Below are 23,185 nucleotides of genomic sequence, written 5' to 3'. Positions count from 1 at the left end.
TTTTACGCTTAATATTGAAGCAAGATATTTGCAGTTATTTGCAAAAGTGTGATTTAAATCACGATCAATATGTTGCTTGTGGGGCTCGGTAGTGTGACTAGCGTCACGATCTCGTGTTTCATAATTGTTGCGATATTGCTGCTGAAATTTACATACGCAGTTTTGATGTGACGCGAGTCACGAAACTTATAGCTCAGGGATCTTTTTGGCGTGATCGGGATCACAAAAGGCCCTGAGTATCGACAATTTAGAATGTTGTGTTACCTTTTTTAGTGACTAAGGACTGCCAGACAACTGGCTCTACAATGGATAACGGGACGACGTTTATGCTATCACCAGATGCTAAAATCAAAGTACAAAATTTTGGTCGATTTCTCTCTAATATGGTAATGCCAAATATTGGCGCATTTATCGCTTGGGGATTTATCACCGCACTATTTATTCCTACCGGTTGGTTGCCAAACGAAACTTTGGCGGCAATGGTTGGCCCAATGATTACTTACTTACTACCGCTATTGATCGGTTATACCGGTGGTAAAATGGTTGCGGGCGATCGCGGCGCTGTTGTTGGTGCGATAACAACCATGGGTGTTATTGTTGGAACTGACATTCCAATGTTTATGGGAGCGATGATTGTTGGTCCACTTGGTGGCCTTGCAATTAAACGTTTTGATGAAGCCGTTCACGGTAAAGTGAAAAGCGGTTTTGAGATGTTGGTAAACAATTTCTCAGCCGGTATCATTGGTATGATATGCGCTATTATCGCATTTGTTGTGATTGGCCCTGCGGTTAAGATCCTTTCAACGGCACTTGCCTACGGTGTAAACGTAATGGTAGAAGCGGGTGCATTGCCACTTGCATCTATATTCGTAGAACCTGCTAAAATCTTGTTCCTTAATAACGCGATTAACCATGGTATCTTTACGCCATTGGGTGTTCAACAGGCAGAAGAATTTGGTAAGTCTATATTCTTCCTTATTGAAGCAAACCCAGGTCCGGGTCTTGGTTTACTACTCGCTTACATGGTCTTCGGCCGTGGTAATGCTAAACAATCAGCAGCCGGTGCAACCATTATTCATTTCTTCGGTGGTATCCATGAGATTTACTTCCCATATGTATTGATGAACCCTCGTTTAATTCTTGCTGTAATCGCAGGTGGTATGACAGGTGTATTCACGTTAACTATGTTTGATGCAGGCCTATTGTCACCAGCTTCACCTGGTTCAATTTTCGCTGTGTTGTTAATGACACCGTCTGGATCACTTGTTGGTGTGCTTTTATCAGTAGCTGCATCTGCTGCGGTATCATTTACCGTTGCTTCTCTACTAATGAAAACTCAAAAGCAATCTGCTGATGGCGATGACTCATTGGAAGCAGCAACTGCACAAATGAAAGATATGAAAGCAAGTTCGAAAGGGCAAGCTGGCGACATTGACTATGCAACAGTACGTAAGATTATTGTAGCGTGCGACGCTGGTATGGGTTCAAGTGCAATGGGCGCAAGTTTACTACGTAAGAAAGTAGAAGCTGCCAACTTAGATATTGAAGTCACTAACTTGGCGATTAACAGCCTGCCTAATGACGTTGATATTGTTGTTACTCATAAAGATCTTACCGACCGAGCCCGTACTCATGCGCAAGGTGCATTACACATTTCCTTGAGCAATTTCTTGGATGCAAACGTGTATGACAACTTAGTTAATGAGCTTAGCGGCGCTAAAAAAAAAAGTAATTCAGCCCTAGTAGCGCCAAAAGAAACTCAAAACGCTACGCTCAAACTTGATGACTCGAACATATTTTTAGGTTTAAAACCTACTGCTAAAGAAGAGGCCATCAAGTTTGCTGGGCAACAATTGTTCAAGTTGGGTTATGTAGAAGAGGCTTACATTGAAGGTATGCTGGAGCGAGAAAAACTAGTATCCACATACCTAGGTGAGTCGATTTCAGTTCCTCATGGCACTATAGAAGCTAAACAGTTTGTACTAAAAACTGGCATTGTTTTCTGTCAATACCCTGAAGGAATTCAGTGGGGAGAAGACGAAGACGATGTGGCTAAAATGGTGGTTGGTATTGCAGCGCAAGGTGATGAACATATCCAAGTAATAACTGCGTTAACCAATGCTCTAGATGATGAAGAAGCAATTGAATGTCTTAAATCAACAACTAATGTAGCAGACGTACTGCGCATACTTAATGGTAAGTAAGGCGTAATACAATTTAAACTTAAAGGCCAGTTAACAACTGGCCTTGTCGATCAAATAGATAAACAGGACACTGTTATGAAAGCATTACATTTTGGGGCAGGCAATATCGGTCGTGGTTTTATTGGCAAATTATTAAACGACGCTGGTTTTGAGGTCTGCTTTGCTGATGTAAATGAGATAGTGATTTCAGCGCTTATTGAGCGTGGCGAATATCCAGTGAAAGTAGTAGGGGAAGATATAGTTATTGAGCAAGTCAGCAATGTGACGGCTCTCAATTCTAACGATCCCGCAATAGTAGACCTAATTTGTGACCTAGATATTATTACCACGGCAGTTGGTCCAACGGTGTTAAAGATCATCGCTAGTACGCTCGCTAACGGTATTGCCAAGCGTATGGAATCTGGAAATACCAAAGCCCTCAATATAATCGCCTGTGAAAACATGATACGCGGTACTAGTCAGTTAAAAGCATCTGTTTACGAACTGTTAAACGACGATCAACAATCTTTTGCTGATTTAAACATTGGTTTTGTGGATTCAGCCGTCGATCGTATTGTCCCCCCAGCAGAAGCCGGTGAAACTGATCCACTAGCGGTGACAGTCGAAACATTCAGTGAATGGATAGTGGACCAAACTCAATTCAAGGGAGAGATCCCAAACATTCCAGGTATGGAATGCACTGATAACTTGATGGCATTTGTTGAACGTAAGTTGTTTACCTTAAATACTGGGCACTTGATTACCGCCTATTTGGGTGTGTTAGCTGGACATGAAACAATAAAAGATTCCATAGAAGATCCTGCAATACATGCTGATGTAAAAGCCGCCATGACAGAGAGTGGGGCAGTACTAATTAAGCGTTATGGATTTGACCCAAAAACTCACGCGGCATATATAGAAAAAATACTAGGTAGATTCGCTAATCCGTACTTACGCGATGAAGTCGACCGCGTTGGACGCCAACCGATACGCAAACTCAGTCCAAACGATCGCCTAATAAAGCCATTAAACGGCACCCTAGAATATGGCCTTCCGAATGCGCATTTAATTAAGGGTATTGCTGCGGCGTTCCTTTATGTCAACGACGACGACCCTCAAGCGGTAGAGCTACAGGCAATGTTTGCTGATAAAGGCTTTGAAGAAACGCTTGCTCACTATTCAGAGCTGAATAGCGATGCAGAAGTTGTTAAACTAGCTAAAACAGCTTATTTAGCTTTACGTTAGTATTAATTTAAGTGCTGCTTAGCAGCACTTTTTTATTGAGTCAGTATGCCAATACATCCAGATCATGAAGTTGAATTGTTAGAAGCCCTAGCCGAAACCAAAAGTGCAGCCGAATGCTTCATGGCCGCCTATGATGCACTAGACGATACCGTTGACGCAGTTCTAAAAAGCATTTTTCACAAGGATGATTATGCAGTTAAGTATGTTGTTGAACCGCTGCTAACTACGGACGGCCCTTTAGGAGACATACTCATAAGAACCAAGTTATTGTTAGGACTTGGCGTACTTAGTAAACAAGTCTACGACGATATTGATATATTTGTAACATTAAAAGAATGGACCAAGGTACAAGAAGGCAAGGTTAGCTTTACTGAGCCTGACGTCATTTTTGAACTCAATAAAGTTAGTGCGATTAAAACCTTAATGCCAATAGAGTTTGACAACGAATTTGCCGACAGCTTAAGCGGGTCATCCTTGAAAATGTATTTAGATCGCTATAATCAAAAAGTGAAGTCAACGATTGAATTAGCCATTACGGGCACTATTCATACCCTTTGCCGAGACAATTCGCTCACAAGTTAACTGCTAAATACTAACTGTTTTTATTCCGTTCAACTTTCTTCTAGACCAAATCTTTACTCTATCTTCCGTTTCGTAAGTTAATAGAAAGATATAGACTTAATAGTTACGATGTGAAACTATGCGTTTCATATTAGAAGGTGATCTAACTTATTTTTAAAAATGGAGAATACCAAATGTGCGGAATAGTTGGCGCGGTAGCGCAACGTGATGTTTCAGAAATATTGGTCGAAGGTCTTCGTCGTTTAGAGTATCGCGGCTACGATTCTGCCGGTATTGCTGTTGTTAATGAAGCCAACGAGTTAACACGAATTCGACGTTTAGGTAAGGTACAAGAGCTTGCCGATGCTGTCGCTGCACAACAATTTAGCGGTGGAACTGGGATTGCACATACTCGCTGGGCAACCCACGGCGAACCAAGTGAGATTAACGCGCACCCACACATGTCAGGCGATATTGCCATCGTACATAACGGTATTATTGAAAACCATGAAGAACTTCGCGAACTACTCAAGCAGCGTGGCTATGTATTTGAGTCGCAAACGGATACAGAAGTTATTGCGCATTTAATGCATTGGGAGATGAAGTCATCGAGTTCGCTGCGTGAAGCATTTCAACGCACTACAAAACAACTTGATGGTGCATATGGAACCGTCGTCCTAGATCGCAACGACCCGTCACGAATTATTGTTGCACGCTCTGGCAGTCCGATAGTTATTGGTTTAGGTATTGGTGAAAACTTCTTAGCCTCGGATCAGCTAGCACTATTAAGTGTTACCCGCCGCTTTATTTACTTAGAAGAAGGTGACGTTGCTGAAATTACTCGCCGCGACGTTGAAATATTTGATCTAAGTGGTCAAAAAGTTGAGCGAGAAGAACACGAGTCTAATGCTGAACACGATGCGGGTGACAAAGGCAAGTACCGTCACTTCATGCAAAAAGAAATCTTTGAACAACCCACAGCACTGATCAACACCATGGAAGGCCGTATCTCTGCCGATAGCGTGGTTACCAATGCAATAGGGGTTCACGCTCAGGAAATCCTAAACAAGGTTGAGCATGTTCAAATCATTGCCTGCGGTACCTCGTATAATTCGGGCATGGCGGCTCGTTATTGGTTCGAATCACTTGCTGGTGTCAGTTGTGACGTAGAGATTGCCTCAGAGTTTCGTTATCGTAAATTTGTAACCCGTCCCAATAGCTTGCTGATTACCTTGTCGCAGTCAGGTGAAACAGCCGACACATTAGCCGCCCTGCGTTTAGCCAAAGAAAAAGGCTACATGGCAGCCATGACAGTATGTAATGTCGCAGGATCTTCCCTGGTTCGGGAATCAGACTTTGCGTTTATGACACGCGCCGGAACCGAGATTGGTGTTGCATCAACGAAAGCATTTACAACCCAACTTGCCGCCTTGTTAATGCTAGTGACAGCACTGGGTAAAGAGAAGAAAGTCATCGATGCAGTTAAAGAAGCTGAGATTGTGCAAGCGCTACATCAATTGCCAGCTCAAATTGAAGCTGCTTTAGAATACGATAAAGAAATCGAACAGCTTGCAGCAGATTTTGCAGATAAAAACCATACCTTGTTCCTTGGCCGTGGTGAATACTACCCAATCGCAATGGAAGCCGCACTCAAGCTTAAAGAGATCTCGTATATCCACGCAGAAGCCTACGCAGCTGGCGAGTTGAAACACGGCCCACTAGCACTTATAGATGCAGATATGCCAGTGGTGGTGGTTGCACCTAATAATGAATTACTTGAAAAGCTAAAATCAAACGTTGAAGAAGTGCGAGCCCGTGGTGGCTTACTTTATGTATTCGCCGACGCCGACGCAGGTTTTGTCTCCGATGAAAATATGAAAATTATCACGCTCCCACATGTGCACGAAATAACAGCCCCAATCTTCTATACCGTACCAATGCAATTGTTGTCGTACCACGTAGCTTTGATTAAAGGTACAGATGTAGACCAACCGCGTAACTTAGCTAAAGCGGTAACGGTTGAATAACTCGTTGTTTTTCTTGTAGCGATTGTAAAAATAAAATAAGACGTATGAAATGACCATATTTATGGTCATTTTTTTTGAATAAAAAAATTAGATCTATAATAGCAAATCGGACTTATTGTTGGTTTAAGTTTGCGATTCAATTCTCCTGTAAATCAAGGCAGCGTTCGTTTGTAGCTAAACAAATTGCAAATAATAACTGCTAGTTTTCTGATACGCACATCAACTTTATGTTTAATTCTAAGTGTGAAATCTAGCTCTTGTATTTGGCTCGCGGACTTAAAGCAGGGTAAGGCAAAACAAGTCGCGAAAACTAGTGAGTAGCTCAAAGATTAGACCAAGAATCAAGTGTTGAAACCAAATGTAAAATTCCATGTTTGTGTTTTCCATTTGTTGATCCAACCCAACCCCTGCTAGTTAAGTCCAATGAATATCTAAGATGGTGAGGAAAGGGCGCTTACTTATATTTAGTAGCCTTTCCTAATTCGCGGAATTTCGTGTCTTAACTACCTCGATACAAGGAACTCGTCTTGCTTACAATGGCATTGATTAAAATAAAGCGAATATCCTGGCTCTAGGTACCTACGGGCTCAAAATGAGTTAATCGCACAGTAGCTTTGCGCACACCTATTTATGTCGCGGGCACATATTTTTGCCTACTAAGCTGGGCAACAAGATACAAGGCGGATAATTATGTTATTTACAGGATTTACACTTATCGCTATTACTGTATTTGTTGTTTATTTGCGGGATAAAGCAAGGCTTAAGAAAAGGTCAATTGATTGCAATGACAGCTTTGGTGACGAAAGTCTGTTCAGTTCACCCAATGGCTTGTGTATGCGCTGTGGTGATGACAACACTTGTCAAATTAACCCAAATTTATATTTTTATTGTTGGTTATGCGACGCTAGTGAGCCAACTTTATTTGACTGCCCGCATTGCGAAACTACAACTGCGTGTTCTCCCACTAGTCTTTCGTTTCGTCCAGAAACAAAAAATCTATAAATAACTAGTACCAAAAAAACTGACAGCTAAACAAATTGGGCAACAGAAAATGGATATTGATCAGGGTTTCAAATGTTTTACTCACTAGTTTAATAAGGCTAGTATTGGGACATGAACAAAAAACAGACAACTTTAAAGGTCTTTTTACTTATCCTTGGTATCTACTTTGTATTGTGGCTGCCAGTTCTGCTATGGCCCGAATACCTAGATACTACTCTTGGTTTTATTGTCGCTTCTCCAGTACTCAGCATCTATTTATTGAGTGCCCTAGGAATTCCAGGATTGATTCAAAATGCGGGCGCATGCGGTTGGAATTTTTGCGCACCTTCGCTGCTAGGCTGGGTGTTTATAGTCACACTCTGTCTGTTTATCTGCTACTTGCTTGCAACGTGTATATCCAGCCTTATTCGTCGTTTAATAGTTAATCTATAGTTGAATTTAGACGGTCGTAATTATTACTCTGGCTCTTGGTGCAGTTCATAGTATGCACCTGCATCTATGACTAATAGCTCAACGAAATAACTACCATAATTGGCTAATTACTTGTTCAAAATCCTTGCATACATTAAGATGTATACATAATGCATCTTTTAGAAGGCGTGCACATGCATATTACTCGATTTACAGATTACTCCTTACGAGTGCTGATCTACTTAGCGATTAATAAGCAATCGATGAGTACCATTAACGACATAGCTAAAAGTTATGATATCTCCAAAAATCATTTGATGAAGATTGTTCAGCAGCTTAACCGTAGAGGCTATATCAAAGCAATCAGAGGTAAGAATGGGGGGCTGCAACTTAATTGCGATCCCAACGACATCAATATCGGCAGCTTGGTTCGAGAATTTGAAGATAGCAGTAAACTCGTCGAATGCTTTGGTGACAATAATCGCTGTGTCATCACACCTAACTGTCAATTGAAAAATATTTTTGAAGAAGCGCAACAGTGTTTTTATGAAAGTTTAGATGGATACAGCCTTAGTGACTTACTAGGCAAAGAGCATCGTCCTAAGCTAGGGCAACTTTTGGCGTTCAAAGCTTTATAAGCACAAATCGACATTACGTTTTACAACCAAGGTTTTAAATGAGCATAAATATAAACACTAAAAATGATCAAAGCCCTAATTTTGAGGCACTTTTTGAGCTTGCATTTCGTCCATTTTTTCTAAGCGCGTCGTTGTTTAGCATCGTAGCATTGTTAGCCTGGGCTGCGTTCTGGAATGGAAGCGCCGCACTCAATGTCTATGGCGGGGTCATGTGGTGGCACATTCATGAGATGCTATTTGGATTCGCTGCAACGATTGTGGTGGGCTTTTTGTTAACCGCGGTTCAAAACTGGACGGGGGTAAGAAGCATTAATGGGCGGGGGCTTATGCTGTTGTTCGGCGTATGGCTGCTTGCGCGTATTGCGATGTTCTTTCCCAGTAGCTTAGCTCCTTGGTCTATAGCGCTACTTGATATGCTATTTTTACCAATAGCGATGGGTTGTCTAGCGCACAATATTATTAGTGCAAAGTTGTGGCGAAATGCAATGTTTATTGTGATTCTATTTTTGATGACTCTTGCTAATGCTGCGATGCATTACAGTGTACTCTTTGAGCAGGCTTTGCTTATGTCAAAGGCCGCAAATGGCATGGTATTATTGATTACGCTGGTTATGTGCATTATGGGAGGCCGCGTGTTCCCAATGTTTACCGCTAATGGTACTAGCACGCCTCGCACACCAGCACTGCCTTGGCTAGAAAAGCTATGTATTGTCAGTACTGTCTTGGCTGTCATTTTAAGCTTTCAATTTCAAAGTATTCCGCAACATCTTGTGGCCACCGTTTTCATCGTTAGTGGCTTTGCTAATGGTGTACGTGCGCTGCGTTGGAAAATCTGGGTAGCTCTAAAAACGCCTTTAGTATGGTCCTTGCACCTGAGTTATTGGGCTGTTGCGATTGGGCTTGTTATGTATGGTGTTGCACTGGTATCAGGTAGCGTATCCCAATCACAAGCGGTTCATATGTTGACGGTTGGCGGTATGGGCGCAATGATATTGTCGATGATCTCGCGCGTTTCTCTAGGGCATACAGGCCGTATAATAGTTGTTGGTAAAGTGATGACTACGGCTTTTTCGCTAATGCTTTTGGCCTTACTCGTTAGAGTTTTTGGAGCGCACTTCCCCATGAATACGATAGACATAATTACACTGTCTAGCCTGTTGTGGGTGTTTGCTTATAGCTGTTTTGTCGCGCTATATACACCGATCTTGATACGTGCACGTGTTGATTAGGGACTAATTAAATACTCGAGGGTTAATCTAGCATTGACGCAGATCATGCTAGTCACGCTTATCAGAAATTAAAGTAGTAAATAGTATGCATGTTTAATAATATGTATGAAATATCGATACACACTGGGTTCTAACACAAGTCCTAGAAGTCAGTTTTAACGAAGTAAAAGGTACTATTATGGGTTGTTGCGGTGGGTGTGGTGGTTCAAACCACGAAGAAAAGAAAGACGATGTAGAACAAGTTGAGCCGGTGCAAGCTGAGCAAAAACCAAGCGAGACTCCAAGCGAATCGTAATCTAAGCTTCGCGAAAGTCTTATAATCCAGAGTCAGTGATAAGCCTCTGGATTTTTTATGTCCTCAGTACCACAAGTTAGCCAATTGTACGCTTGTATACAGGCAACGCTATTGTTAGCCTTTAAATTAAGCGTTTTTTTAGAACAACTGCGGATGGACATTGAATACCAATGGCGAGAGTAAAACCTTGTTTGCACCTGGCCGCGTAGTTGCGTACGGCCAATCTATTGATGCGCAAGCACATAAGCATCCCCTTTGGCAGCTTTGCCTACCAAGTCAAGCAAGCCAGCTTAACCAAAAGCCGATAAATGGCGCCGTAGTTATTAAACCAAATCAAACGCATCAACTTAATATGCCTAAGGGCTGGATCATACTTGCTGAACCCCAGAGTGTTCTCGGGCAGGTGATAGCAGAAATTTCGATTGAAATCCCAAGGTTTAAACCCTGTGAGGATGATTCGGATCTCAACCAAGTCCTTAGTGCTTATCCCAGTCTTGTTTATGCGCTCAACAATAATGATTATCAGGCCCGTGATGACCGTTTGCGCGCGTTACTCGAAAACTTGGATCAATGTTTAGCCGGCGAATGCTTGAAACCAGATTCGTGGCGTGCAAAGCAAGTTGCTGAGGCGATGTTTCTATCGGAGAGTCGTTTTCTACATTTGTTTAGAGCGCAGTTAGGGATAGCGTGGCGACCCTATCTGCTATGGAAGCGGCTCATATGTGCACTATTAGCGATAAAGCGCGGTCAAAGTGCCACCCAAGCGGCTTATCAAGCTGGATTTAGTGATAGCGCCCATCTTAGTCATACCTTAAGCCGGAATTTGGGTATGACCAGCAAACAGTTACTGCTCAGCTTTAAGGATAGCTAGTTTATACAATTATCCTTAGTAAGGCCTGTTTAAGCTAGTTCGTAACCAAGGAGCTAGCAATGACAACTAAATACTTACAAGTTACCCCGCTAATTGACTATCAAGAACAAAGCATAGAGCAATTAATTGAAATGCGTCAATGGCGCACTTTAAGCAGTGATGCCGCCATTAAGCAGGTGTATGACTATGTGCGTGATGAAATAAAGTTTGGCTACAATCGTGATGATGCAATCTCAGCAAGCGAGGTTCTTGGTGACGGCTACGGTCAATGTAATACTAAAGGTACCTTGTTAATGGCCTTACTAAGGGCATTGGGCATCGCTTGTCGTTTCCATGGGTTTACTATCTACAATGCCTTGCAACGCGGCGCGATCCCAAATTACCTCATGCCATTTGCCCCAAAACGTATACTTCATAGCTGGGTTGAAGTTCTGATCAGAGACGTATGGATAAACTTAGAAGGCTTTATAGTCGACCAGGTGTTTTTATCGCAAGTTCAAGCTGGCTATTCAAATTGCAAAAGCTTTAGCGGATATGCGATTGCTGTCCCTGATCTTCAAAACCCAAACAATAAGTTCATGGGGCAGAGCACCTATATTCAGGCTGACGGTATTGCGGATGACCTAGGCCTTTTTAACGCACCTGACGACTTTTTTGCTAAGCATGGCAGTAACATGCACGGTCTTAAAAAATTTGCTTATCAATATGTCCTGCGCAAGTTAATCAACCGAAATCTAAATAAGATCCGTAAGTTCGGGTTAAAAACCTAGTCGAGAGAGCAACAAGATATCCTAACAAACTTGGCTAGGTAAGCTGACTTTTCCATTGCGCTAGTGCTTGGATATGTGAAGGCCCTATGCCACAACAGCCACCGATGATCGTCGCTCCCGCTTCATACCATCTTTTGGCATAATTTAGGTAGTCTTGGGGACTAAGTTCGCGCATAAGTTGAAGATCTTGATTTGCTTCATGATCGGTGTCTATAGGCATAAAATTGTTAGCGTACACACCAACTTCAATCAAGCGGTTTTGCTGCTGACAGATTTGTTTTGCAACTTTAACGGCTTGGAGCATGACTTCAGGGACAGAACAATTAAATAAAATTCCTTGTGCTTGGCTTGAGCAGATGCGACGACAAACAAGCTCAACAGATTCACCAGAGCGCAGTAGGGGACGAGTGGGGCTGGTATCATCTAAGCTAAAAGCATAATAACTAGGTTTTTCATTCCCACCTAAGGCGGTACTAATCACATCATATTCTGCGACACTGGAAATCGTTTCAGCTATCCAAAGATCAACATAAGGTGCTTGGGCATTAATCAGCGTCAGACAAATTTTTGCGGCTTGCTGCGCATCAAACAAGTCAGGTCTATAGCTGCCAAAGGCCGGAGGGATAGCGCCTGCAACGCGTACATGAGTTGAGGTTAAACTAACTTGCCTAGCGATTTTAGCCGCTAGTGTTGCAAGCTTAGCTCCGTCGCGTTGATAACGCGCTTCACCTAAATGAAAGGGTACGCAGGCATAGCTATTGGCGATAATAATTTGGGCACCAGCGTTTACAAAGTTTTGGTGTGCCATGCTGACAAACTCTGGCGCTTCTATCAGTGCTTGTGCGCTCCACAGTGGTTGAGAGAAAGGGGCACCAATATCTTGTAACTCGCGGCCCATGCCGCCATCGATAATGCAAAGATTGTTGTTCATGTAAACATTGACTATATAGATTGTTGCGCAAGACTAGCAGAGCTTAAGATTTATGACTAACGATATAAAGCGTACATGCAAAAGCACTTTTTTAAAGCGCAAATGCTATACCATAATACGGTGTATATTAGCTCAATCTAGCAGCTAATTACGCGACCGCACTACCTGAGTAGCCATAAGAGTTGCCATATCTGAACCCTCAGACATAAGGCCCTGACAAACGCCGATGTTGTCATCTAAACTTTTGTTCTGGCTAGTTTTCCACGTCCCTTGAAGGCTAGTTATCTCTATCTCTATACCGGTTAAAGCCTTCAACTGCGATCGAATAAATTGAGGTGGTGCATCACTTACTTTCCAAGGTTTATCCCGACCCACCTCGTTGCGCGCCGTAAGCTCAACTAAGTGGTTATAAATCCAATCCGCGTCATCATGGAACTTAACCTTGCCGCGCGCGTGAACCATAATGTAGTTCCAAGTCGGTACTACTTTTTCATGCAATGCTTTAGAGGGGTACCAACTGGGACTGACATAATGTTGCGGGCCTTGAAATATGATAAGTATCTCTTGGTCGTTGTCTAGGAGCTTTGTCATTGGGTTGCTGCGCGCGATATGTCCACGCAGCGTACCGTGCGAGCCGATTTCAGGATGAATGTTCAAGGGCAGATGATCAGCAACAATAGAGCCCGTTTGCATTGTAATTACGCTGCCAAAACTGTTGTTTGCGATCATATCGTGCATGACATCACTTCGTTGTTCGCGAAATACTTGTGCTTGTAACATGGGGTTTTCCTTTAGACTTGATTTTGCTCGATTCGAGTTTGCAAGTTAATTGCAGTGCTTGCTTAGTCCGTAATGTTAATCGTTAAATCATTAATGCTCGTTGCTCAAACTAATTTTGCTATATGATTGGTATACTTATAAGATCCAGTTTGGACAATATTGAGCATACCAATTTGACTTTATTAGCGGGCTTAACCTTTAATATCGATCGACAATCTAAGATTTCTTTATCTAATCAAATCTCAAATTTGATACGAACGTTTGTGAACAACGGGCAATTGAAACAAGCCGTGCAACTGCCATCGACTCGAATCTTGTCTATAGAGTTATCTGTTTCACGCTCAACCGTGGTTAATGCGTACGAGCAGTTGGTCGCTGAGGGATACATACACGCTAGAACCGGTGCTGGCTATCGTGTTTGCTCTACACAGGGCTTGGAATTACCGGCGTCTGAACCTAGCGTTGCCATCAATCAACCTGCGCCGCCGGCTGCACACCTATTACGTGCCAGTCATCCTGATATGCGCCTGTTCGCCTATAAAAAATGGGCCAAACATGTTGCTCGCGTTTGTCGAACCCAAACACAAACGATGTTGGTTGAAACCAGTCCTTTTGGGAATGCCGCTTTGCGTCAATCTATTGCTGAATATGTTAAGCAATGGCGTGGGATTGAAGCGAGTGCGGAGCAAATAATTATAACTGCAGGTGCTGGTGAGGCTGTAAACATTTGTTTTGCTAGTCTTAGTCGACCAGGAGAAAGAATTGGACTGGAAGATCCGGGCTATCCACCAATTTTACGCTATGCTGATAGCCATAAATTGAAGGCCGAATTTTTAGATGTACAAGCCGAAGGGACAGCCTTACCAAGCCCTAAATATCGTTCAAAACTAGTTGTACTCACACCATCTCATCAATATCCGCTTGGCGGGGTCATGTCTCCGCAGCGGCGCCGCGATTTCATTGCGTGGGCAAAGACTAACAATAGTTGGATTATAGAAGATGATTACGACAGTGAGTTCCGCTACGCCGGACAACCTATCCCAGCGTTAGCAAGCTTTGATAAGCTGCAGCGCTGCCTCTATGTAGGAAGCTTCTCAAAGATATTTTCAAACACACTTCGTTTAGGCTACATCATAGCGCCCCTTAGCCTCGTTAATAGAATTGAATCAACAATGATGCGTTATGGGTTCAAAGCTGGCTTGATGCCCCAACAGGCCCTATCTCATTTTATGGACAGTGGCGATTACTATCGCCACTTAAGGCGAGTTCGTAAAACCTATAATGAGCGGCGAAAATACTTGGTAAGCGAACTACAAAGCAGCTTTAATAACTATGGCAGTGTACAAGAGCACCCAGCAGGTATGCAGTTGATTTTTAGCCTAAATTCGCCGTTAAATGATAGTCAAATAGCAAGTTTATTACGCCGGCAGGGTGTCGACATTCGCGCCCTCTCTGGTTTTTCACAACGTAAGTTGACACATAACGGTTTAGTGATGGGCTTTTGTGGCAATACTTTGGATGAGATAGCGCAAGCACTTGAGATTTTGCGGCAGGTATTACGCCAACAAGCCCTTACCTAAAATTGTTTGGTGAGAATAAGACAACAAACTGGCATCATGGCTCCATATATGCCTTGATAAAGTCGAAAACCTGGCACTTAAAAACAAGGTTGCGAAATCGATGATAGATTTTAGAGTAGAGCGATGAAACGATTGATGGCCTTAGTATCTGCTTACTTTTTCTTAGGACTTGCTTTGGTAGGCGTGATTTTACCAGGTTTGCCTACGGTACCATTTTTATTGTTGAGCGCATGGTTTGCAGCTAAGAGTTCACCGGCTTTACATCAGTGGTTATATAGTCACCCTAGGTTCGGTGCTTTACTCAGGGATTGGGAAAGGGAGGGCGCAATTTCACGTCGTAGCAAAGTGATTGCGGTATTGATGTTGAGTTTAAGTTGGTTAGTGCTTTGGCTGACAACTAATAGTAGTGGTGTGTTAATCGGACTGGCTTGTTTATTTGTTGTGATTGCTAGCTACTTGGTCACAAGGCCCGACCCAAGCCAATAATTAGATATATAAATCAACTCTATGTTGGTCTGCCTTACAGACATTTACGAAAACGCTATTACGCCTTGGGCACACGAAGGACTACTATCTAAAAATGCGGAATATTGTATTAAGCTTTCTCATCATCATAAATCTGTTTACCAGTCATACTTTTGCTGGTGAACCACCACGTGATTCTTTTGAATGCTTTTCTCACGCTATTAAGGCAAATTCAATACAAGCACACAGCAACACTAGCACTTTTGATGTGCGGGAAGATTACAACAGCGAAAGAACACCGACGACTAAGGTGTGTGCCCATGAGGAATGTGCTACTCAGTGCACAATGCATAACTGTAGCGCGCCAACGATGGCTGTATCTCTCTTTCTAACAATTGTTATATCTTGCGCTGATGAAGCTCAATGCACTTACAAAAATTTGAATGGTTACGAGCATTTAAACGCTCTACTACGTCCTCCTCAGACTTCCTAAATAACTGTCATGCGCTTGTCTTTGCAATGTTTTATTTGCTAAGGCTATTGTGTCTAGGCGCAGCTTTTTTTCCTAAGTATGGCTACACTAGTTGAAAGCTTATTAACGGCACTACGATTTTTTATCCAATTGTATGAAACCTTAAGGGATTATCATGTTAAAAACTAAAATGCTACTTATCCTCTGCCTATCTATATTTTCTAACCTTGCTTTCGCCCATAGCGAGCATTGTGGTGACACTAAATTATCAGAGCAAATGGACACCTTAAAGACAGAGCTTAGAGCCTACTCTAATGCGTTTAAAGACGGCGATAAAACTGCGATGTTAGCCCATGCTCAAATAATGCTAGATACAGCAGTTTTATCTAAACAAGAGACGCCTCTTAAACTCAAGCAAGAACCAAGTAACTCCGTAACTATTCAGGACTACCAAACTGGGATTGACGAACTTACAAGCTTACTTGATCAACTGCTTTTAGTTGACGACCAAGCATCAGTCAAACAGGCATTAGCCCAACTAAAAAAACATAGTAAACAAAGTCATAAAGCCTTTAGATTGGATTGTGATGATTAAGCAGGGTTTTAGTTTAGCAATGTTGTTGATTAGTCCGCTGTTATTAGCGAGTCAAACGGCAGAGCAGCTCTACAGTACTGCTGGTGGCTATGGTTGTAGCGCTTGCCACGGTAAATATGCCAATGGTGCAGGAAATGTTGGCGGAAATATTAGAGGTGCCAGCTTTGAACAGCTACAAATAGCCTTTGAGCAACAACCTACCATGCAACTGTTGGGTAAGTCCTTAAGTGACATCCAAAAAATGAAATTAATTGCTTACTTAGACGAGCTATCTAACAGTGAATTGCTTGAATGGACTATCGATTTAGAACCTGAATCTAACGAACTAGAACTTACTACATCGAAACCGGCGCAATTGGTTATTTTTAATGCCCTGTTAGAACCAGTTGTGGTCGATTTAAGCCCACTAGGGGGGCCTAACAGCTTAGAGATTGCTGCTTATTCAAGCCATGATTGGCAATGGCTACCTACACCGGGCAACTATTCCCTTACCGTCGGTACGCGTCGTTTAACATTAGTCGTGCCGCAGAACACTAATTAGGAAACACATATGAACCGTTTATTTCTATCTATTATCGCCATATTTGGCCTAGCTGGCAGTGCGTTTGCGCAAGTGACGAGCATTGAGCTTTATAAATCGCCTACTTGTGGTTGCTGTAAAGAATGGGCAAAAATAATGGAAGAGAAAGGCTATACCGTGAACATTCACCACCAACAAGATTGGACGCCTATCAAGCAAAAACACGGTATGCCACCGCAACTACAATCTTGCCACAGTGCCGTTATCGATGGATATTTAATTGAAGGTCATGTGCCTGAGAGCGACATCGCGCGTTTGCTCAAAGAACGTCCCGACAACATCAAAGGATTAGCGGCACCTGGAATGCCACAACACAGTCCTGGTATGGCCCGCCCCGGTGACAAATACAAAGACTTTAAAGTGATTGCCTTTGATGATCAGCAGCACTTAAGTTTGTATCAACAATACTAGGACACTAGGCATGCAAAAAGTGAAGGTTTGGGATGGCTTTGTAAGGTTCTATCATTGGTGTCAACTTGTATTGTTAGTTGCACTGTGGTGGTCAATCGAACAAGGTTTTAGTGATCTTCACATTGGTTTAGGCATGGTGCTGTCAGTATTACTTGTCACGCGTTTAGTGTGGGGTTTTGTTGGCAGCCATAGTGCCCGTTTTGCTAACTTTGTGGGTGGACCTCAGAGTGCATTTAAAGAAATTCGAGCTGAATTCAAACGTCAACCCAAAGCGCATTTAGGACATTCGATACTTGGTGGTTACATGGCCATCAGTTTAATGCTTTTGATTGGTGTGCAGCTCATCACTGGCTGGTTTAACAGCGATGATATTCTAAGCGATGGCCCTTTGTACTCACTTGTGAGCGAAGCAACAAGCGAGCAAATGTCGCGCATTCATGAGATTAATTTTGAGCTATTACTTGGGCTTAGCGCGCTGCATGTGTTCAGTATTTTGGTGTTCAGTATCCAAAAGCGTGGATACTTTAGCGCCATGCTTAGTGGCTACAAATTGTGTATGAGTTATCAGTCAGAACAAATGCAAGTAGCAGATACTAAACGGATATTTCTATTATTCGTGATTTTTCTTAGCACTGTAATCTTTTATTTTTGGCCCTACTTTGAACTCGCCTTAGATACATTTAGTTAATGTTGAAGCATCTCTGGAGATAAGGCCTTTTGGCAGTATTGATTAGGGTGCGCGAAAAATATTAGCCAATTCCTAAACACGGATTGCGAGAGTTACCGGACAAGGTGGTAACTCTCGATATGGTATTGAGTTCGTGCCGCTAAACCTTTAGCTCCCAATACCTAAAACTTTCTTCGAATTTTTTTTGTCTTGTTTGGCTGCTTTTTTTTCTTTAGCAGTCAAAAGGGGCTTTTTCTTGCTGTCTTTTTTTGATTCTTGACCTTTGCTCATGATATTTACCATTAATTAGTAATCATTAACCTAAAGTCTATTTTGCCAACTGAAGGGGCTGATACCAATCCTACCAATTATTCCTCGATCTAAGCAGTTCTATATACGACTAGTGAAGACCAACTAATGAATAGGAATGGTAATAGTGTTTGCTGCAAGTAGTAACAATAGCAGCCAAACACTGAAAGCGAGTATGGCAGCAATGCTATTTATGTAAAGGTAAATGAAGCAGCTGCCATTTATCGTAGAACTATCAAAAAAGCCATGACTGCGAAAATTAAGACTTCCTTGTTTTGATGGGTTGGATCCATCGTTTGAGAGTTAGGGAAAGCTAATTTGTCATTTAGCATAGCGACAAATCAAAAATCATTCTCAAACAGGTACTAACATTATGCTAAGTTTTAAACACATCGCGATTAACACCACATTGCTATCTCTCTTTTGTACGCCTGTATTTGCCGCAGACGATAGTCAAGAAATCGACGCATCCGATCTGACTCGAGCGAATAGTACGCTTATGTTCCAAGCCAGTAATGATGGTGACCTTAAAGCTTCCGGGTCATTGTCGTTAAACCATGCAAATGGACAATCTTCGATGGTGACGCTTGAGGGGACGATGGATAAAGAAGGCGATTACAAAGATAGTCGATTGCAATTGTTTCAGGTGTTTAACTTAGATAGCAAAGTTTCGCCGCGGATCGCAGCCTCCTTAGATTTTATTGATAACAAACAGTTTTCAACGGCTGCACTTGGAGCCATATCAATTTTCAAAACACCAATGGATTCACTTACGTTTTATGGTCGAGCAGCTGTAATGGGCGGAGAGTACTCAGATTCAACAACCAAAGCGTTTAATGTATCCGACAGCAGTATTGTTGGTGGAATGGGAGCTATTTATGGTGTGTGGCAAACCGGAGAAGACGGTACTTATTTAGCCCTATATCCAGAATATGATTATCTAGATGGTGACATTACCACCGAAACAGTAAAAACTACCTTTCAAATTGCAACGCCATTGTCGCAGGATAAAAGGCATTGGGGACAAATTAAAGTTGAAAATACGCACGGTAGCATGAGTAGTGCATCGATTAATCAGGATATTAACGATACCGTTGTATGGTTTGTATACAAAGCATTTCTATAAACAGCATCTGCATAAGCCGTACCCAAAGCATCTAACTCAGAGTAGATGCTTTCGATTATACAATCGTCACCAATTGATTTAGCGTCGCGTTGGTTTTGGACTCTATTGTTTCGACATGATATATTTATGTTTCATATCGAAATTTAGGTGTTAGATGACTCGTCGAAATACGCAACAGCGCCGCCAATCAATTGTAAGTCTTATCGTTGAAAAGCATGAGCTCAGTGTTGATGTACTGGCGAAGCAGTTTGAAACATCACAAGTAACCATCCGCAAAGATTTAGCGGCACTCGAAAAACTTGGGCTGTTGCTGCGTCGCTACGGTGGAGCGATTGCTTTGCCTCAGAAAGTTGATTCTGTGCCTATAGTGGTAGATAAAACTACGGTCGGCTCTATCACCAAATCTAAACTTCTATTAGCTAGTGCTGCAGCTGAGCTTATTCAAGACAATAGTCGAATCGTTATTGATAGTGGCAGCACTACAATGGCGTTAGTCGAGCAACTTGCAGATAAGAAAGACCTCGTTGTAATGACTAATACCTTAGAGCTTGCCAATGCTATTAGTAAACTTAAGAACGAGCCAACACTACTAATGACTGGCGGCACCTGGGATACTCATTCGGAGTCTTTTCAGGGGCAAGTTGCTGAATCGGTGCTGCGCTCATACGACTTTGACCAGTTATTTATTGGTGCAGATGGTATTGATTTAAATCGTGGTACTACTAGTTTTAACGAGTTATTAGGCTTAAGCAAAGTGATGGCTGAAGTAAGCAAGCAAGTTATTGTACTTATTGAGTCAGAAAAATTTGGCAAAAAAATACCTAATTTGGAACTCGCTTGGGACAGTATTGATATTTTGCTGAGCGATCGCGGTTTATCAGATCAAGCTGCTCAGCAAATACAGTCCCATGGGGTGGAAGTTATCCGTGTCTAGTTGCCTTACTTGCCTAGTCAACATTATGGTCTACTAGTGGGTGAATATGGACCTATCTACACTAGAAATTATTAGTATTAATCCGATTCAGCATTCTGTTTTGACAACACAACTACGCGAATTGTTTGAAGCGCAGTGGGCTGACTTTGCCGATTTTGATCAAGAGGATCAAGGTGTAAAGACACCTCTGGCCATGGCTGCGATGGTTGAAAATCAACTTATTGGCGGCTTAGCTTTTAGTTTGTGGCAAGACCCAGAAGCAAGCGACACAGTTATTTGGATCAACGGTGTGGTTATCGATGAGCGTTTTCGTCGGCTAGGCATTGCAAGCCAACTTATAAGCGCCGCAATGAAAGTTCAGACGCCTTTGTTTGTGCTGGCTGATATCAAAGCGATTTACGAAAAACTTGGTTGGACCTTAGTCAAGACCGACAATGATGGTTCGGTTCTAAAGTGGACACAACAATCAGCGTTTGAATGAGACCCCTAAAATGACTTCTGAACAAACCCAATTTTTAAACACCTACTTGGATTCTTTGAGCGAATCTGAACGGGAAGCGATTCCGCAACTAATAGCTGAACATTTCTGCAATGATGAATACAACGCCAATATCTGCGCTGAACTAATTTTGCTTGGTCAAAAACAAGCAACATGCAGTTTGAAAGCAGGTTTCGATATTGATAATGAAGCCCTTCCTCAAGTTGGTGGACTGACAGTTGTTCTCAATTGGGCACAACAGCCTATTTGCATCGTTAAGCTCGTTGATGTGACTTTATGTGCCTTTGACAATGTAAGCCCTGACTTTGCTTTTGCCGAAGGCGAGGGTGATAGAAGCTACGAATGGTGGCGCGAAGCTCATGAACGGTTTTTCCAAGCACATGCACAAGACCTTGGAATAGACTTTACCGGTCAAAGCGAGCTGGTATTGGAACGGTTCGTTAAAGTATTCCCTCTATAGTGTTTTATAAATACAGATTGACGTCGTTTATAAAAATCTACTCAACCAACATTGGTGACAAGCTATCGCAGCTGCTAACTGCGATAGGCAAACACAACTAGGCTAGTTGCAAGAATAGAGGAATAAGCAAAGCATTAGCCAGATCGATAAAGAAGGCACATACCAAGGGCACGATAATAAACGCTAAATGCGAGTTTCCGTAGCGTTGAGTGACCGAGGCCATGTTCGCCATTGCTGTGGGTGTCGACCCGAGCGAAATTCCACCAAAACCGGAACAAACTACAGCGGCGTCATAGCTTTTCCCCATCGCAGGAAAAACTACAAATAGGTTAACCACAATAGCCACCACAAACTGAGCTGCGAGGATTGCAAAGATAGGGCCGGCCATATCAACAAGTGTCCAAAGCTGCATGCTCATTAATGACATTGCTAAAAAAGTACCCAGTGCAATATTCGCGATAAGCGCGACTGCTGGCTGGCGGGCAGGCCATTTAGTGCCTGTGATTCGGTTCTTGGTAAATGGCATTAGCGCAGACAATACAATACCGGCAAATAAACAGCTCACAAACAAGGGCAATTGTAGGCCTGTTTGTAAAAGTAGTTCATTAAAAATAAAGCCAAAAAAGATACAAATATGAATCGCTAGAAGTGCATCTAGAAAGTCGTAGCTTCCAATTTGCGGTTCATGCTCTTTAGACTCCCCCACATCCATAGCTTCATCTTTATTGGCACTAAGATTATGGCGTTTGATTAAGAACTGCGCTATTGGACCACCCATTAAACTTGCGAGTATTAAGCCAAATGTAGCACTCGCGATACCAATTTCCATCGCATTGCTGATGCCAAAATCTTCCGCAATTCGTGGTGCCCAAGCGATAGCAGTACCATGCCCTCCAATAAGCGAAACCGAGCCACCAAGCAAACCAACAGCGACGGGCTGGTCAAACAAACGTGCAACACCTATCCCGGTGAAGTTTTGGAGGATCATATAGCCGATGGTAATGAGCAACAAAACAATGAGTGGCTTGCCACCTTGTAACAAATCTTTTATTGACGCATTAATACCAATTGTAGTGAAGAAATAGATGAGGAGCACATCACGAGTACCGAGATCAAAGTGTATCTCGACTGACGTAGTGTAGTAGATAATGGCAATGGCTATCGAAAGCAGTAAGCCACCAGTAACGGGTTCGGGTATACTAAATCGTTCTAAAAAAGCGACTTTTTGATTTATGCGCCGACCAATAAACAAGACCATAATCCCGAGGGTTACAGTCATAAAGTCTCCAATGTGAAGAGCGCCATCAATAATTTCTAGATCCATATCACACCATTTTCATTTGTTTATGCAGCAAGAAGCTAGCAAGATGGGCATGAGTATACAAACTTTAGTAAAACCTTGTACTGAAATTTGATTATTTTGACATATTTAAGCGCTGAAAATCTCGTTTTTACCGACGTTTATGGTGTTAATAGCACGATTTATACAACAAAATTAACACATTTATTACTTTAAGCTCGGTGGGCTTGTTGCCCTTTATTAGCATACATAAGCGACACTATTGGGTGCACAATACCTAGACCTTTGAACTCAACCTTCCAAACTTCGCCATTATGAGCAATATCGTGCGGGTAGTCAGGGGTACTATTTTCGAGCAAGGCTTTAATTAATCGCATCGTGACTGCGTGTGTGACAACCAATAACGCTTGCTCTGCGTTTGGGTCAAATTGCTTAAAAAAGGGTAGCAATCGCTGGGCTATCATTTCATATGATTCGCCTCCGCCATTGGGTTGCCAAAGCCAACGTTGACTGCGCTCATGGCAGTAGTCTTGCTCATTTTCCAGTTGCGCGTAGCTCATTCCGGCAAAACGGCCTAAATCCTGTTCTATAACTGCTGGCTCAATACTTAATTTGAGATCGGGTTTGAGAAAGGCTTGGGCTGTTTGTTGCGCTCGTAATAGGGGAGAACTAATGACGCGGTCTATATGATGTTGTACTAAAAACTGCTGCGCGATAGCTTTTGCGTCACTATGGCCCTTGCTGGTGAGTTCAAAATCCATTTGCGATGCAAGTATGTCTTGTTGATTAGCCTCACTTTCAGCGTGGCGCATAAAATAAAGTATCGTCATTATTTTTCCTAGGT

General features: G+C 42.4%; 24 protein-coding genes. 19 read left to right on the top strand and 5 right to left on the bottom strand.

Going from position 1 to position 23,185, the window contains the following annotated elements:
- The first annotated feature begins 305 nt into the window (after window positions 1–305).
- The 9 genes from DBZ36_RS06550 to DBZ36_RS06510 all read left to right on the top strand — a co-directional run bounded on the left by DBZ36_RS06550 (window position 306) and on the right by DBZ36_RS06510 (window position 11,232).
- The gene (locus tag DBZ36_RS06550) at window positions 306–2,204 is read left to right on the top strand and encodes a PTS mannitol transporter subunit IICBA (RefSeq protein ID WP_325049073.1); all 1,899 of its coding nucleotides are present in this window, start codon (window positions 306–308) and stop codon (window positions 2,202–2,204) included.
- Between the two features lie 75 nt (window positions 2,205–2,279).
- The gene (locus tag DBZ36_RS06545) at window positions 2,280–3,428 is read left to right on the top strand and encodes a mannitol-1-phosphate 5-dehydrogenase (RefSeq protein WP_120354106.1); all 1,149 of its coding nucleotides are present in this window, start codon (window positions 2,280–2,282) and stop codon (window positions 3,426–3,428) included.
- Between the two features lie 45 nt (window positions 3,429–3,473).
- On the top strand, window positions 3,474–4,010 hold the full coding sequence (locus tag DBZ36_RS06540; RefSeq protein WP_120354105.1) for an MltR family transcriptional regulator: 537 nt from the start codon (window positions 3,474–3,476) through the stop codon (window positions 4,008–4,010).
- A 173-nt stretch (window positions 4,011–4,183) separates the two neighbouring features.
- The gene (gene glmS, locus DBZ36_RS06535) at window positions 4,184–6,016 is read left to right on the top strand and encodes a glutamine--fructose-6-phosphate transaminase (isomerizing) (RefSeq protein WP_120354104.1); all 1,833 of its coding nucleotides are present in this window, start codon (window positions 4,184–4,186) and stop codon (window positions 6,014–6,016) included.
- A 1,113-nt stretch (window positions 6,017–7,129) separates the two neighbouring features.
- On the top strand, window positions 7,130–7,450 hold the full coding sequence (locus tag DBZ36_RS20455; RefSeq protein ID WP_147395002.1) for a hypothetical protein: 321 nt from the start codon (window positions 7,130–7,132) through the stop codon (window positions 7,448–7,450).
- Window positions 7,451–7,623: 173 nt separating this feature from the next.
- Window positions 7,624–8,067, top strand: a complete 444-nt coding sequence (locus DBZ36_RS06525) for an RrF2 family transcriptional regulator (RefSeq protein WP_120354102.1) — start codon at window positions 7,624–7,626, stop codon at window positions 8,065–8,067.
- Between the two features lie 38 nt (window positions 8,068–8,105).
- A complete protein-coding gene (locus DBZ36_RS06520) occupies window positions 8,106–9,296 on the top strand; it encodes an NnrS family protein (RefSeq protein ID WP_120354101.1) in 1,191 nt (396 codons plus the stop codon).
- A 455-nt stretch (window positions 9,297–9,751) separates the two neighbouring features.
- A complete protein-coding gene (locus tag DBZ36_RS06515) occupies window positions 9,752–10,462 on the top strand; it encodes a helix-turn-helix domain-containing protein (protein ID WP_199711787.1) in 711 nt (236 codons plus the stop codon).
- Window positions 10,463–10,521: 59 nt separating this feature from the next.
- Window positions 10,522–11,232: a transglutaminase-like domain-containing protein gene (locus tag DBZ36_RS06510; RefSeq protein WP_120354100.1), complete on the top strand. Its 711-nt coding sequence runs from the start codon at window positions 10,522–10,524 to the stop codon at window positions 11,230–11,232.
- Window positions 11,233–11,266: 34 nt separating this feature from the next.
- Here DBZ36_RS06510 and DBZ36_RS06505 read toward each other — a convergent pair whose 3' ends face one another.
- Together DBZ36_RS06505 and DBZ36_RS06500 are read right to left on the bottom strand one after the other, a co-directional pair.
- The gene (locus tag DBZ36_RS06505) at window positions 11,267–12,163 is read right to left on the bottom strand and encodes a homocysteine S-methyltransferase family protein (protein WP_120354099.1); all 897 of its coding nucleotides are present in this window, start codon (window positions 12,161–12,163) and stop codon (window positions 11,267–11,269) included.
- A 144-nt stretch (window positions 12,164–12,307) separates the two neighbouring features.
- Window positions 12,308–12,943, bottom strand: coding sequence for an FMN-binding negative transcriptional regulator (locus tag DBZ36_RS06500; protein WP_120354098.1), 636 nt, complete (start codon window positions 12,941–12,943; stop codon window positions 12,308–12,310).
- A gap of 149 nt (window positions 12,944–13,092) precedes the next feature.
- Here DBZ36_RS06500 and pdxR point away from each other — a divergent pair, with 149 nt between their 5' ends.
- The 6 genes from pdxR to DBZ36_RS06470 all read left to right on the top strand — a co-directional run bounded on the left by pdxR (window position 13,093) and on the right by DBZ36_RS06470 (window position 17,734).
- Entirely contained in the window at window positions 13,093–14,523 is a 1,431-nt protein-coding gene (pdxR, locus tag DBZ36_RS06495) for a MocR-like pyridoxine biosynthesis transcription factor PdxR (RefSeq protein WP_199711786.1), read from the top strand.
- Between the two features lie 123 nt (window positions 14,524–14,646).
- Window positions 14,647–15,009: a YbaN family protein gene (locus DBZ36_RS06490; protein WP_120354096.1), complete on the top strand. Its 363-nt coding sequence runs from the start codon at window positions 14,647–14,649 to the stop codon at window positions 15,007–15,009.
- Between the two features lie 626 nt (window positions 15,010–15,635).
- Window positions 15,636–16,055: a cytochrome b562 gene (locus tag DBZ36_RS06485; RefSeq protein WP_120354095.1), complete on the top strand. Its 420-nt coding sequence runs from the start codon at window positions 15,636–15,638 to the stop codon at window positions 16,053–16,055.
- A complete protein-coding gene (locus tag DBZ36_RS06480; RefSeq protein ID WP_120354094.1) occupies window positions 16,048–16,596 on the top strand; it encodes a c-type cytochrome in 549 nt (182 codons plus the stop codon). Before DBZ36_RS06485 ends, DBZ36_RS06480 begins: the two co-directional genes overlap by 8 nt.
- A 9-nt stretch (window positions 16,597–16,605) precedes the next feature.
- Window positions 16,606–17,046 (top strand): DUF411 domain-containing protein, encoded by a 441-nt coding sequence (locus DBZ36_RS06475; RefSeq protein WP_120354093.1) that lies wholly within the window; start codon window positions 16,606–16,608, stop codon window positions 17,044–17,046.
- 10 nt (window positions 17,047–17,056) lie between these two features.
- Window positions 17,057–17,734: a cytochrome b/b6 domain-containing protein gene (locus DBZ36_RS06470; protein ID WP_120354092.1), complete on the top strand. Its 678-nt coding sequence runs from the start codon at window positions 17,057–17,059 to the stop codon at window positions 17,732–17,734.
- 147 nt (window positions 17,735–17,881) lie between these two features.
- On the opposite strand, the gene DBZ36_RS20735 is transcribed toward DBZ36_RS06470, so the two are convergent.
- Window positions 17,882–18,004 (bottom strand): hypothetical protein, encoded by a 123-nt coding sequence (locus DBZ36_RS20735; RefSeq protein ID WP_267900171.1) that lies wholly within the window; start codon window positions 18,002–18,004, stop codon window positions 17,882–17,884.
- 391 nt (window positions 18,005–18,395) lie between these two features.
- Here DBZ36_RS20735 and DBZ36_RS06465 point away from each other — a divergent pair, with 391 nt between their 5' ends.
- The 4 genes from DBZ36_RS06465 (at window position 18,396) to DBZ36_RS06450 (ending at window position 21,041) form a co-directional block, all read left to right on the top strand.
- The gene (locus tag DBZ36_RS06465) at window positions 18,396–19,148 is read left to right on the top strand and encodes a hypothetical protein (RefSeq protein ID WP_120354091.1); all 753 of its coding nucleotides are present in this window, start codon (window positions 18,396–18,398) and stop codon (window positions 19,146–19,148) included.
- A gap of 154 nt (window positions 19,149–19,302) precedes the next feature.
- Window positions 19,303–20,082, top strand: a complete 780-nt coding sequence (locus DBZ36_RS06460) for a DeoR/GlpR family DNA-binding transcription regulator (RefSeq protein WP_120354090.1) — start codon at window positions 19,303–19,305, stop codon at window positions 20,080–20,082.
- Window positions 20,083–20,128: 46 nt separating this feature from the next.
- The gene (locus DBZ36_RS06455) at window positions 20,129–20,563 is read left to right on the top strand and encodes a GNAT family N-acetyltransferase (RefSeq protein ID WP_120354089.1); all 435 of its coding nucleotides are present in this window, start codon (window positions 20,129–20,131) and stop codon (window positions 20,561–20,563) included.
- Window positions 20,564–20,573: 10 nt separating this feature from the next.
- On the top strand, window positions 20,574–21,041 hold the full coding sequence (locus tag DBZ36_RS06450; RefSeq protein ID WP_120354088.1) for an ASCH domain-containing protein: 468 nt from the start codon (window positions 20,574–20,576) through the stop codon (window positions 21,039–21,041).
- Window positions 21,042–21,138: 97 nt separating this feature from the next.
- Here the strand turns inward: DBZ36_RS06450 and gltS are convergent, their stop codons facing one another.
- Complete coding sequence (gene gltS / locus DBZ36_RS06445) at window positions 21,139–22,365, bottom strand: sodium/glutamate symporter (RefSeq protein WP_120354087.1); 1,227 nt, start codon at window positions 22,363–22,365, stop codon at window positions 21,139–21,141.
- A 188-nt stretch (window positions 22,366–22,553) separates the two neighbouring features.
- A complete protein-coding gene (locus DBZ36_RS06440; RefSeq protein ID WP_120354086.1) occupies window positions 22,554–23,171 on the bottom strand; it encodes a histidine phosphatase family protein in 618 nt (205 codons plus the stop codon).
- Between the last annotated feature and the right edge of the window lie 14 nt (window positions 23,172–23,185).

The organism is Alginatibacterium sediminis (assembly GCF_003610775.1).
Lineage (GTDB): Bacteria > Pseudomonadota > Gammaproteobacteria > Enterobacterales > Celerinatantimonadaceae > Alginatibacterium > Alginatibacterium sediminis.
This window is presented reverse-complemented; position numbering and strand designations above follow the sequence as displayed.